Source organism: Thermodesulfobacteriota bacterium (assembly GCA_040755095.1).
In the GTDB taxonomy this organism is placed as follows: Bacteria; Desulfobacterota; Desulfobulbia; order Desulfobulbales; family JBFMBH01; genus JBFMBH01.
Genome location: JBFMBH010000130.1, coordinates 1 through 12,625 on the forward strand (window position 1 = coordinate 1; position 12,625 = coordinate 12,625).

A 12,625-nucleotide genomic window follows, 5' to 3' on the forward strand; every position below is an offset into this window, starting at 1 on the left:
CATACTCAATAACGATATAAGAGCGGCGAAATTCGCTTCAATGGCTCCACGACAGCATCTACAAGGGTTCCCCAAGGCGAGAATGTTATCCCTGAGTGACGATTTCAGGGTCCGCGAAAATCGGTGATCAATACGATGCGGGCAAAGACCAGGACGCGGGTCCTGGCCGCCGCCCGCCCGCCATGCCCATTCACCTGTTGAGGGAGAGAGATCCCATGCGTCAGCATGCCACGTTTGCTTCACTGCTGGTGGCCGCCGTTGCCTCCGGCTTCCTGGCCGCGGAGGCCGGTGCCGTTTCCAGCTACTTCACCGGCAACTGTCTGCCCTGCCATTCCGACGATTCGGCCTCCTGTGCCGGCTGCCATTACCACGGTGTCCGGGCCTCGGGCGGAGCCAGCCGGCTTAACCTTACCGCCACCACCGACAAGACCAGCTACGCCCCGGGCGAGGCCATGGTGGTCGCGGTCACCGGCGGCTACCGGCCCGGCTGGGTCCGCGTCCTGCTCTACGACGAGGCGGGCAACCGGGTGGCCACCAGCTCCGGGCCCTGCGACAACCCGTCCCTGCCGGACGCCGGCTGCGGCAACGGCGACGCCTTCCCGGGTCCGGTGCGCCTGACCGCGGCAGCACCAGCGGCTCCCGGCACCTACACCTACGCTGCCTCCTGGTACGGCAATGACTTTGACCGGAGCAGCGGCTTCTTCGGCCCGGACTGGACCCCGGATCCGAACAACCCCGGCCATGGCGAGGAGATCGTCGCCACCAACGCGTTTACGGTTGTGGCCCCGGCGGTCTGCACCGACCAGGATGGCGACGGCTTTGCCGCCGAGGGCGGCGACTGCGGCCCGGCCGACTGCAACGACAACAGCGCCGCGGCTTACCCCGGCGCGGTCGAAACCTGCACCGACGGCCTGGACAACGACTGCAACGGCCTCATCGATGCCGCTGATCCGGCCGCCGCCGGCTGTCCGCCGATCTGCACCGACCAGGACGGCGACGGCTTTGCCGCCGAGGGCGGCGACTGCGGCCCGGCCGACTGCAACGACAACAGCGCCGCCGTCTATCCCGGCGCGGTCGAAACCTGCACCGATGGCCTGGACAACGACTGCAACGGCCTCATCGATGCCGCTGATCCGGCAGCAATCGGCTGCCCGGCCGGCTGCACCGACCAGGATGGCGATGGCTTTGCTGCCGATGGCGGCGACTGCGGCCCGGTGGACTGCGATGATGCCAGCCCTGCCGTCTTCCCCGGTGCTGGCGAAGCCTGCACCGATGGCTTCGACAACGACTGCAACGGCTTAGCCGACACCGCCGATCCCGCCTGCCGGCCCACCGTGCTGACCGATTACGTCATCGAGAAGTTCCGGTGCACCAGCTACGCGATCGTGGATCCCCGAAAGGGCGGCGACCACCGCCGGGGTCGCAGCAGCGAGGAGCGGCAGGACCGGGCGCCCATCAAGCTGCGGGTCAGCATCCAGAACCAGGGCGACACCGATCCCGGCGCGGTGCTGAAGATGTCCGGCACCCAGGGCGAGGTGGCCATCCCGGTCACCCCCGCCGATGGCGTGCAGGTCTTCGACGAGCCCGGCAAAGGCCGCAAGACCCTGCAGTTCACCTACACCCCGACCCGGGCCGGCGTCATCACCTGGCAGGCGCTGCTGGAGGATGGCGATGCGGACGAGGATCAGGCGTCCTGCCAGAGTGTCGTCCTGCCCAAACGGTTTGTGGAAGAGAAATGGGAGGAAGAGAGGCAGCGCTCCCGGCAGTAGCGTCTGGCCGGCGCCTCGCCAGGCGCCCGACAGCCTTCCCTTCGCCAACACCAGGGCCCCGGACCGTTCCGGGGCCTTTTTCTTTCTCCGCGCGGAATCATCCGCTGCGGCGTGGCCGGGCTGCCGGCCTGGCGGCCCCAGCTTTTTCCCCCGGCCCGACCTGGTCCCGTGCTACGATAGCGCCATCCTGTCGTTGGCCGGCGGGTGCACCGGACTCCTGGCCAGAAGGGCCCCGCTGCTCCGGGCCGCACCCGGCAAAGATGCCACCCGCCGCCCCCCGGAGCCTACGGAGTCCTGGGCCATGAGCGCCGCTGCCGAAGCCGAGCCTGGACGGATCAGGCGCCCCCTGCCCCTGTTGCTGCTCCTGGCTGCTGCCGGCCTGGCGGGCAACGCCCTCGGTTGCGAGCTCTTCTTCGGCATCGAGCTGGTCTGGGGCAGCGCCTTCACCATGCTGGCGGTACAGGCTTTGGGCCCGGGCTGGGGGGCAGCGGCCGGGCTGGTGGCCAGCAGCATCACCTGGCCCAACTGGGGCCACCCCTGGGCGATGGTGACCATGACCGCCGAGGCCGCGGTGGTGGGCCTCCTGTTCTGGCGCCGGGGGGTGCAGCTGGTCGTGGCCGACACCCTGTTCTGGCTGGGCCTGGGCATGCCCCTTCTGCTCCTCGCCCATGGGGGCGTCATGGGAATGCCGGCCACCGACGCCACGATCATCGCCCTCAAGGGAGCCCTGAACGGCGTCGGCAATACGGTTGCCGCCCGGCTGGCCTTCCTGCCGGTCGGCCGCCGCCTGGGCCTGCCGCCACCCGCCTTCCGGGAGGTGGTGTTCAACTTCCTCATGCTCTTTCTCCTCACCCCCTCCCTGTTGCTTGTGGCCCTGCAGTCAAGAAACGAGGTCCGGCGCATGGAGCGGGCGGTGCAGGGCGCCTTCCACCTGGTCTGCCGCCGGGTGGCCACCAGCGTCGAGGCCCAACTGGAGGCCCACCGCCGCCGCGTCGTCCATCTGGCTGCCCTGGCCGCCACCTTGCCAACAGCACAGATGCAAAGCCGCCTGGAGGAGGTCCTGATCGAGGACCCGGATTTCGTGCTCCTCGGCCTCATGGACGAGACGGCGGTGAGCATCGCCTTTGCCCCGCTCACGGACGAGCTGGGCCAGACCAGCCTGGGCCTCCACTTCTCGGACCGGTCCTACCTGCCGATTCTCAAGGGGCGACTTCAGCCCATGCTCTCGGAGACCATGCTCGCCCGGGTGGGCGCGCCTCGGCCGATCGCCGCGGTGCTGGCGCCGGTGCTGCGGGATGGCGCCTTTGCCGGCTTCATCGGCGGCGCCCTCGACCTGGAGCGGATGAAGGAGAGCATCGCGGTGAACGTGCAGGCCCACTCCCTGCCCGGCCTGCTCTTCGCCCTCGTGGACCGGCACAGCCACATCATCGCCAGCAACCGGCCGGGGGCAGCGATCATGACCGACTTTGCCCGGGGCGAGGGCGAGCCGATCGTTCTGGCCGCAGGCCTGCGCGCCTGGCTGCCACGGGCCAGGCAGAGTGCCCCGGTAGCGGGCCGCTGGCAGCATGCCTTCTACGTGGCCGAATACCCCATCGGCAGCCTTGCCGAATGGACCCTGATGCTGGACCAGCCCATCGCCCCCTTCCAACAGGAGGTCCGCGACCGCTATGCCGGCTACCTGGCCCAGCTCTTGGCCCTCCTCCTGGGCGCCATGGCCGTGGCCTGGCTCACCAGCCGCCGGGCGGTCGCCACCTTGGCGACCCTGGCCGGCATCTCCCGGGACCTGCCGGCCCGGGTGGCCGCCGGCGCGCCGATCCCCTGGCCGGAGCCGGATGTGGCCGAGGCCGGGCTCTTCCTGGCCAGCTTCCAGGACATGGCAGCCATGCTCCGGCGGCAGTTTCAGGAGATCCAGGCCCTCAATGTCGAGCTGGAGGGACGGGTCCAGGAAAGGACCCGGCAGCTGGCGGCCAGCCGGGAGGAGTATCGGCTGCTGGCCGAGAACTCCTCGGATGTGGCCTGGCGGATCGATCTGGCCACCATGCGCTTCACCTATATCAGCCCCTCCGTGGCGCAGCTTCTGGGCTTCACCCCGCAGGAGATCATGGCCCGTCCCTTTGCGACGGTGTTCACCCCCGAGTCCCTGGCTGCGGCCCGCACCTGGATCGGGCAGGCGGTGGCGGAATTCGCCGCCGGCCGCACCAATCCCCGGGGCCCGATCCGGCAGGTGGCCCATCCGGCCAAGGACGGCAGCACGGTGTGGACCGAGATCTCCACCTCCTACCTCCTGGGACCAGACGGCAAGGCCGTCGGCCTCACCGGCATCTCCCGGGACATCACCCGGCGCAAGGTCATGGAGGACCGGCTGCGGGAGAGTGAGGCCCGCTTCCGGAGCCTGTTCGAGAACCTGCACGTGGTGTCCCTGATCATCGACCCGGCAACGGGCCGGATCGTCGACGCCAACCCGGCGGCGGCCGTCTTCTATGGCTGGAGCCGGGAGACGCTCCGCGCCATGACCGTCATGGAGATCAACACCCTGCCACCGGAAACCGTGCAGGCCGAGATGGCCAGGGCCCACACCGAGGAGCGCCACCTCTTCCGCTTCCAGCACCGCCGGGCGGATGGCTCGATCCGGGAGGTGGAGGTCTACTCCGGGCCGGCGACCTGGGAGGGCGGCACGGTTCTCTACTCCATCGTCCACGACGTCACCAGCCGCCTGGAGGCGGAGCGGGCGCTTCTCGACAAGACCCGGCAGCTGGAAGACCTCACCGCCAACCTGGAGCGGCGGGTGGAGGCGGAGATTGCCGGTCGCCGCAAGCACGAGCAGCTTCTGGTCCAGCAGTCCAAGCTGGCGGCCATGGGCGAGATGCTGGGCGCCATCGCCCACCAGTGGCGCCAGCCCCTGAACACCCTGGGGCTGTGCGTGCAGAACATCCGGGATGCCTGGCAGTTCGGTGAGCTCAATCAGGCGCTCCTGGACGAGACCACGGACAAGGCCCTGGCCCAGGTCCGCCACATGTCCCGCACCATCGACGACTTCCGCGGCTTCTTTCTGCCGGACAAGGAGCGCCAGGTCTTTGACGCCATGGCCGCCGCCGGGGAGGTGGTCAGCCTATTTTCCGCCCAGCTGGCGGCCCACGGCATCCGCTGCGCCTTTGTCTGCCACACCCACGGCGTTTGTTTCGACACCGTCGCCGCCATCGAAGCCTGCCCGGCCAAGACCGTCACCGGCTTCCGCAACGAGCTGGAGCACGTGCTCCTGAACCTGGTGAACAATGCCAAGGACGCCATTATCGCCAAGGCCCGGCGGGGCGGTTTTGCTGCCGGCGAGACCGGCCGCATCCTCTTCGAATTCTCCCGCACCCCCACCAGGCTCACCATCCAGGTGGCAGACAACGGCGGCGGCATCCCGGCGGCCATCATGGACCGGATCTTCGAGCCCTACTTCACCACCAAGGGCCCGGGCCTGGGCGGCACCGGCATTGGGCTCTACCTGTCCCGGGTCATCATCGAGGAGCACATGGGAGGCACCCTGACTGCGGAAGGCTCCGAAGCCGGGGCGGTCTTCACCATCCAGCTGCCGGCCGCGCCGCTGCCGGCGGCATGCCAGGAGGCAGCCGATGCCGGATAGCCCTGTCTTTGCCATCTCGGTGCTCTATGTGGAGGACGAGCCTGGCACCCGGCAGGAGTTGGCCCGCTTCCTGGGCCGGCGGGTGTCGCAGCTCCTTACCGCTGCCGACGGCCTGGAAGGCTTGAGCCTGTACCAGGCGCACCGGCCGGAGCTGGTGGTGACCGACATCCGCATGCCGCACCTGGACGGCATCGCCATGGCCCAGGCCATCAAGCGCCTGGACTGGGGGGCCAAGATCATCGTCACCACGGCGCACAGCGACACCGCCAACCTCTTGGCAGCGATCGACGCGGGTGTGGACGGCTTCGTCCTCAAGCCGGTGGAGACGGACAGGCTTCTGGCCGTGCTGGGCAAGTGCGCAGAGGCCGTCGAGATCCGGCGGCAGGCCCGGGCCCTGCAGGAGGAGCGGGAGACCCTGCTCGTCGAGCTGCGGGCGGCCCTGGCCAAGGTGAAGCTCCTGTCGGGCTTGTTGCCCATCTGCGCCAGCTGCAAGCGGATCCGGGACGACCAGGGATACTGGCAGCAGATCGAATGCTACATCCGGGACCACTCCGAGGCCGATTTCTCCCACGGCATCTGCCCGGACTGTGTCCGGAAGCTCTACCCCGACCTCTTTCCCGACAACGGCTGACGAGGCGTTGCCGGCCGCCGGCAGGCAACTTCCACCTTGACTTCTTCCCCGGTGCCGAGTAGGAAACATCCTGAGCGATCATGCCCTTGTGCAAGCGCTGCTCGGGCTGTTGGCGCGAGCAGCGGGTTGCGCTCTGCCCGGATTTCCGACTTGGGCTTTATGCTGTGGGGGAGGGCTTCATGGACCGAATTCCGCAGGCAGTCCTGACCTGCCTGGAGGCCAACGATGATGAGACCCGCACCGAGGGCCTGGACGCCCTGGTCGCCCGGCATGGTGGCCCGGCCTGTCAGGCCATCCTCCAGGCCATGGCCGGTCTCCATCTGGAGGCCGAGCCAGCCCTGGCCGCCTGGACCGCCATCCGCGCCCTCAAATCCGAGATGAGCCAGGGCCTGGGCCGGCCGGTGAGCCTCCATACCGCGGTCTGCGAGCATCTTCTGAGCGGCCAGCCAGGCCTGAAGAGCCCCATGCTCGTGGAGAGCGAGCTCTACCAGAGGCTGATGCGGGATTCCCGGCTGGATGGCCTCACGGGCCTCTTGAACCGGCAGTGCTTCGACGAAGCCCTGGCCCGGGAAGTGGCCCGGGCCCGGCGTCATGACAAGGAGCTGGCCCTGTGCCTCCTGGACCTGGATGACTTCAAGGCCATCAACGACACCTGCGGCCATCAGGCCGGTGACCAGGTGCTCCGGGAGGTGGCCTCGGCCATCCTGGCCGAGAAGCGGGAGGAGGATACCGCCGGCCGCTACGGGGGTGAAGAGCTGGTTCTGGTCCTGCCCGAGACCGGGGAGGCCGATGCCTTGTGCCTGGCCGAGCGGATCCGCCGCCAGGTGGCCGCCATCGCCTTGGCCACGGACGGCCATCAGCTGCAGGTGACGGTCAGCGGTGGGGTCGCCGCCTTGCCGCCCCCTTTGACCTCGGCCACCGAGCTGATTCGGCTGGCCGATCTGGCCCTGGCCGACGCCAAGGCCGCGGGCAAGAACCGGGTTCTCGGTGCCGGCGACAGCCTGGACCACCGGCGCCGCCATCACCGGGTGCCCTACGCCGGGCCGCTGCGGGTCCGCAGCCTGGACCGCCGGGAGCGGCGGGCAGTGGCCCCCCGGGGCCGGGATATCAGCATGGGCGGCGTGCTCTTCGAGACCAAGAGCGCTCTGGCGCCCGGATCCCGGATCCAGCTCACCATCCCCATCGACCGGGATCTGCCTCTGGTGGTGGTGGGCACCGTTCTGCGGGCCGAGGAGGCAGCCCCTGACTGGTACGCCATCGCCGCCTCCTTCGTGAAGATGGACCGGACGGTCAAGACCGCCATCGCCCGCTACATGCAGCAGCACCGGGACCAGCCCGTGCTCGGGACCGACGAGGCCCGGCTGCACTGAGCCCGCCAGCCGGCCGCTGCCGTCGACGTCCCCACCTGCCAGCCATGCGCACCCACCTTCTTCTTGCCATCCTGCTCGCCGTCGGCCTCCTGGCCGCGGAGCGGGCCCTGGCCTTCAATCCCAACGACGTGGCCCGCCTGCAGGCTCAGCGGGCCTGCCCCGGCTGCGATCTCACCGGGGCGGACCTGCGGCAGGCCTCTTTGCCCAGTGCCGACCTGGAAGGGGCCGATCTGACCCATGCCCGTCTGGAAGGGGCCGACCTGTCCGAGGCGCGGCTGACCTGGGCCCGGCTCTTCGGTGCCAACCTGGCCGGTGGCCGCCTGGAGGGCGCCAAGCTGGAATCGGCCAACCTGGAGACCGCCGACCTGACGGCCGTCCACCTGGTCCGTGCGGAGCTGAAGGAGGCTTGTCTGGTCCGGGCCTCCCTGCGGCAGGCCGATCTGACCGGTGCCGATCTGGAGTGGGCGGATCTGGAGGGTGCGGACCTGGCCGGGGCCATCCTGGACAAGGCGCAGCTGGTGGCGGCCAATCTCAAGAAGGTCTACGCCAAGGGCGCCCGGTTCCAGGAGGCGGATCTGCACCGGGCGCTCCTGGAGAAGGCGTTCCTGGGTGAGGCCAGCTTCCGCGCCGCCAGCCTGATGCGGGCCAACCTGGAAGGTGCCTATCTGAAGGCGGCGGACTTCCAGGAGGCCAGCCTCCAGCATGCCTCCTTGCGGCGGGCCAACTGCCGGAAGGCCGACTTCCGGGGGGCCGATCTCTATTCAGCGGATCTGGCGGCGGCGGAGATCGACGGCATCCTGCTCGACCGGGCCAAGACCCGGGGGGCCAAGATGGAGGATGCCCGGGGAACGCCGGCCAGCGGCGGCAGTTGAGCCCGGCCCAAGACCCGCACGCCACCTTCTTGACGGGAGACTCGATCCTGATGCCCGCCGATACGGCCATGAAGATCCTGGTGGTGGACGACTTTGCCACCATGCGCCGCATCCTCAGAAACAACCTCCAGGCCATGGGCTTCACCAATGTGCACGAGGCCAACGACGGCTTCACAGCCTTGGAGCGCCTCCGCCAGGAGCCCTTTGACCTCGTCCTGTCGGACTGGAACATGCCGACCATGACCGGCCTGGAGCTCCTCAAGAAGGTCCGGGCCGATCCGTCCCTCCGGCGCCTGCCGTTCATCATGATCACCGCCGAGGGCCAGGAGCATAACATCATCTCCGCCATCCAGGAGAAGGTGAGCCAGTACGTCGTCAAGCCCTTCACCCCCGAGATCCTGGCCGACAAGATCAGAAGCGTCTTTCCCTGACCTGGCCCTGACCGGCAACGCCAGCCAGCCTTGACGACCCCATCTTCCCTCTCGCCATGACCACCGGCGTCACGGGCCTGGCCGGGAGCTTCTCCCGTGCTGCGGCCAGCTACGACACCTTCGCCTCTGTGCAGGCGGCGACCGCCAGCCAGCTCCTGCAAGCCCTGCCTGCTGGCCTTGCACCCGGCCGGGTGCTGGAGCTGGGCTGCGCCACCGGCAGCTACACCGCCCTTCTGGCCGACCGTTTCCCGGCGAGCGACCTCTATGCCCTGGACTTTTCCCCGGCCATGCTGGTGCAGGCGGCAGCCCGCCTGGCGCACCAGCCCCGGGTGCGGCTGATCCTGGCCGATGCCCTGGACTTTCTTGCCGCGCCGGCCCAGAGCTTCGACCTCATCACCGCCAACGCCACCTTGCACTGGCTGCCCGATCTTCCGCGCTGCGCCCGCCTGGTGGCTGGCCGCCTCCGCCGGCGCGGGGTGCTGGCTGCCTCCCTCTTTGGCCCCCGCACCTTCCAGGAGCTGGCCGCTGCCCTGGAGGCGGTGTGCGGCCGGCCGATTCCCGTGGCGGCCCAGGCCTTCCCGACCCCGGCTGCGGTTGCCGCCTGCTTTGCGGCCGCTCTGCCCGGAGCCCGAGTCACCGAGCGATCCTGGCAGGAGACCTATCCGTCGACCTTGCACCTGATGCGCCACATAAAGGCTACCGGCACCCGGGGCGGCGGACCGCCACCGCTGATCCTGACCCGCCGGCTCCTGGCCGACCTGGATGCCTGGCTCCTGGAGCACCGCGGCGGCTGCCGGGTGACCATTCAGCTGGTCCTCCTGGAGGCCCGGCGGTGAGAGGCCTCGTGGTCACCGGTACCGACACCGGCGTGGGCAAGACCTTCGTGGCCTGCCTCCTGGTGCGCTTCCTCCGGGCCCAAGGCTGGGAGGCCGGCTACCTGAAGCTGGTCAGCACCGGCGCTCCCCGATCCGAGGATCTGGCCTTTGCTCTGGCCGCCGCCGGTCTCGCTCAGGATCCGGCCTTGGAGCGGACCCTGGCCCCCTACAGCTTTCCTTTGCCCGCTTCGCCCCATCTGGCCGCGGAGCAGGCCGGTGCCACCATCGAGCCCGCCCGGCTGCACGCGGCCCTGGCCGCGGCTGGTCGCCTCTTTCCCTTCCTGGTGGCAGAAGGCGCCGGCGGCTGTCTGGTGCCGCTGACCCGGGATCTGCTCCTGGCCGACTTCCTGGCCGAAACCGGGCTTCCTGCCCTGGTGGTGGCCCGTACCGGCCTGGGCACCATCAACCACAGCCTGTTGACGGTGGAGGCCCTGCGGCGGCGCCAGGTGCCCATCCTGGGTCTGGTCTTTTCCGATGGTCCAAGCGCCCCGGATGCGCTCCTGGCGGAGGACAATCCCCGCACCGTCGCCGCCTTCGCCCAGGTGCCGGTACTGGGACGCCTGCCACCCTGCCCCGCCCAGGCAGCGGCCGACCAGGCCTTCGCCCCCATCGGCCAACGGATCCTTCAAGCCCTGGGGTCCGAGCGATGAGTGATCTCATCTTCGGCTTGCGGCAGCCAACCTTTCGCCAGGACGTGGGCTGCTTCATCCAGACGCTTTGGCGGCCCGAGGGGACGGAGGGGTGGACTTCACCGGTCACCGGGGAAGTCACCGGGGCACTGAGAGCACGAAAAGAAGCGGGCCATGATGGATGGCTGCGCAGGAAGCCATCGACCGCTTTTCCATGGCGAAACCGCACCGGATGCGCTATTGGTGGAGGATAAATCCCGGAGCCTTGGCCGCCTGCGGCCAGATGCCAGTGTCGACTCGCCCGCCGCATGCCCCGACCAGGCGGCGGCCCAACGGCCGTTGCCCCCCATCGGCCAGGACATCCCCCATGCCCGCCGCCCCGACCCCGACCCCTGAGGCCACCGTCGCCCCCCCGCGGGAGACCGCCGACCTGGCCTGCCTCTATGAGATCACCCGCGCCCTGGCGGCGTCCATGGATCTGCGCCAGTGTCTGGAAGAGGCCATGGGCATCCTTTCCGCCCAGAAGGGCCTGGCCAACGGCACGGTCACCATCCTGAACCCGGTCACCGGCCAGGTGGAGATCGAGGTGGCCACCGGCCTGTCTGCCGAGGCCCGCCGCCGGGGCAAATACAAGGTGGGGGAAGGGATTACCGGCCGGGTGGTGGCCTCCGGCGAGCCCATCGTCGTCCCCCGTATCAGCGACGAGCCTTTGTTCCTCAACCGCACCCGCTCCCGGGGGGATGTCCGGCAGCGGCGGGACCTCTCCTTCCTGTGCGTGCCCATCCGCCACGGCGGCCAGACCATCGGCGCCCTCTCCGTGGATCGCCTCTACGAGGAGCAGCTGGACTTCTCCTGGGACCTGCGCCTGCTGACCATCGTCTCCGGCCTGGTGGCCCAGACCGTGGTCCGCATCCAGGCGGTCAATGCCGAGCAGGAGCGGCTGCGGGTGGAGAATACCCAGCTCAGGCGGGAGCTGTCCGAAAAATACGAGATCAGCTCCATCGTCAGCCGGTCCAGCCGCATGCAGGAGGTGTTCGAGATGATCCACCGGGTGGCCGGCTCCAACGCCACCGTGCTCCTGCGGGGTGAGAGCGGCACCGGCAAAACCCTGGTAGCCCGGGCCATCCATTACAACTCCGGCCGGGCCGCCAAGCCCTTCGTGGTGGTCAACTGCTCGGCCCTGCCGGAAACCCTTCTGGAAAGCGAGCTGTTCGGGCATGAGAAGGGGGCCTTCACCGGCGCCCACAGCCAGAAGATTGGCCGCTTCGAGCAGGCGGAGGGCGGCACCCTGTTCCTGGACGAGATCGGCGACATCGGCCTGGCGGTGCAGGTGAAGCTGCTGTCCGTGATCCAGGACCGGGAATTCCAGCGCCTGGGCGGCGTCCGGCCGATCCGCTGCAATGTCCGGCTGGTCACCGCCACCAACAAGGATCTGGAGCAGGCCCTGGCCCAGGGCAGCTTCCGGGAGGATCTCTACTACCGGCTCAACGTCTTTCCCATCTACCTGCCGCCCCTCAGAGACCGGCGCACCGACATCCTGCTCCTGGCCGAGCATTTCCTGGCCCGGTACAGCGAGGAGAACGGCAAATCCATCCAGCGCATCTCCACCCCAGCCATCGACCTCCTGGTCCAGTACCACTGGCCGGGCAATGTCCGGGAGCTGCAGAACTGCATGGAGCGGGCGGTGCTCATCTGCGACGAGGACACCATCAAGAGCTACCACCTGCCCCCGACCCTGCAAAGCGCCGCCTCCCTGCCCGATCGCTCCCGCGCCTCCCTGGCGGCGGCCGTGGAGGCCTTCGAGCGGGAGCTCATCATCGATGCCCTCAAAGAGGCCCGGGGCAACCAGACCCGGGCGGCCACCATCCTGGACACCAGCCTCAGGATCATCAATTACAAGATCCACAAGTACGCCATCGATCCGGGGCTGTTCAAGGTGGACCGGGCAGCCGGCCCCGGCCGCGGCGGGGGGGGCGGGCGGTGACCCTGCTCCTGCACGTCTGCTGCGGCCCCTGCACCCTCTATCCCCTGGACCGCTTGCGCGCCGAAGGCCGGACAGTCACCGGTTTTTTCGACAATCCCAACATCCACCCCTATCTGGAGTACCAGCGCCGCCTGGAGGCGGTGCAGGCCGTGGCGCAGGCCCGGGAGCTGCCCATGGCGTACGGGGCCGGCTACGGCCTGACGGCGTTTCTGCGGGCGGTGGTCTTCCACGAGGAGGAGCGCTGCCTGATCTGCTACCGCCTGCGCCTGGAGGCGGCCGCGGCCCGGGCCCGGGCCATGGCCGCCGAGGCCTTCACCAGCACCCTCCTCTACAGCCGCTACCAGAAGCACGAGGCGATTCGGGCGGCCGGGGAAGCGGCGGCGGCACGCTTCGGTGTGCCCTTTCTCTACCAGGATTTTCGGTCTGGCTGGCAGCA

General features: G+C 69.2%; 10 protein-coding genes. All 10 read left to right on the forward strand.

What is annotated here, in order from left to right; translation table 11 throughout:
- Positions 1 to 215: 215 nt before the first annotated feature.
- Positions 216 to 1,769: a putative metal-binding motif-containing protein gene (locus tag AB1634_16005; protein ID MEW6221017.1), complete on the forward strand. Its 1,554-nt coding sequence runs from the start codon at positions 216 to 218 to the stop codon at positions 1,767 to 1,769.
- Between the two features lie 301 nt (positions 1,770 to 2,070).
- Positions 2,071 to 5,397 carry a PAS domain S-box protein gene (locus AB1634_16010; GenBank protein ID MEW6221018.1) on the forward strand — a complete coding sequence of 1,109 codons (3,327 nt, stop codon included), beginning with the start codon at positions 2,071 to 2,073 and terminating at the stop codon, positions 5,395 to 5,397.
- A complete protein-coding gene (locus tag AB1634_16015) occupies positions 5,387 to 6,028 on the forward strand; it encodes a response regulator (GenBank protein MEW6221019.1) in 642 nt (213 codons plus the stop codon). The genes AB1634_16010 and AB1634_16015 overlap by 11 nt, the downstream gene beginning before the upstream one ends.
- Before the next feature lie 179 nt (positions 6,029 to 6,207).
- Positions 6,208 to 7,398: a diguanylate cyclase gene (locus AB1634_16020; protein ID MEW6221020.1), complete on the forward strand. Its 1,191-nt coding sequence runs from the start codon at positions 6,208 to 6,210 to the stop codon at positions 7,396 to 7,398.
- A gap of 44 nt (positions 7,399 to 7,442) precedes the next feature.
- Entirely contained in the window at positions 7,443 to 8,270 is an 828-nt protein-coding gene (locus AB1634_16025) for a pentapeptide repeat-containing protein (protein MEW6221021.1), read from the forward strand.
- Positions 8,271 to 8,320: 50 nt separating this feature from the next.
- Complete coding sequence (locus AB1634_16030) at positions 8,321 to 8,701, forward strand: response regulator (GenBank protein MEW6221022.1); 381 nt, start codon at positions 8,321 to 8,323, stop codon at positions 8,699 to 8,701.
- A gap of 56 nt (positions 8,702 to 8,757) precedes the next feature.
- The gene (locus AB1634_16035; protein MEW6221023.1) at positions 8,758 to 9,537 is read left to right on the forward strand and encodes a methyltransferase domain-containing protein; all 780 of its coding nucleotides are present in this window, start codon (positions 8,758 to 8,760) and stop codon (positions 9,535 to 9,537) included.
- Positions 9,534 to 10,226 (forward strand): dethiobiotin synthase, encoded by a 693-nt coding sequence (gene bioD / locus AB1634_16040; GenBank protein ID MEW6221024.1) that lies wholly within the window; start codon positions 9,534 to 9,536, stop codon positions 10,224 to 10,226. The genes AB1634_16035 and bioD overlap by 4 nt, the downstream gene beginning before the upstream one ends.
- Positions 10,227 to 10,572: 346 nt before the next feature.
- Positions 10,573 to 12,189 carry a sigma 54-interacting transcriptional regulator gene (locus tag AB1634_16045; protein MEW6221025.1) on the forward strand — a complete coding sequence of 539 codons (1,617 nt, stop codon included), beginning with the start codon at positions 10,573 to 10,575 and terminating at the stop codon, positions 12,187 to 12,189.
- The coding region (locus AB1634_16050) for an epoxyqueuosine reductase QueH (protein MEW6221026.1) at positions 12,186 to 12,625 on the forward strand (440 nt) is incomplete at its 3' end. The genes AB1634_16045 and AB1634_16050, both read left to right, overlap by 4 nt.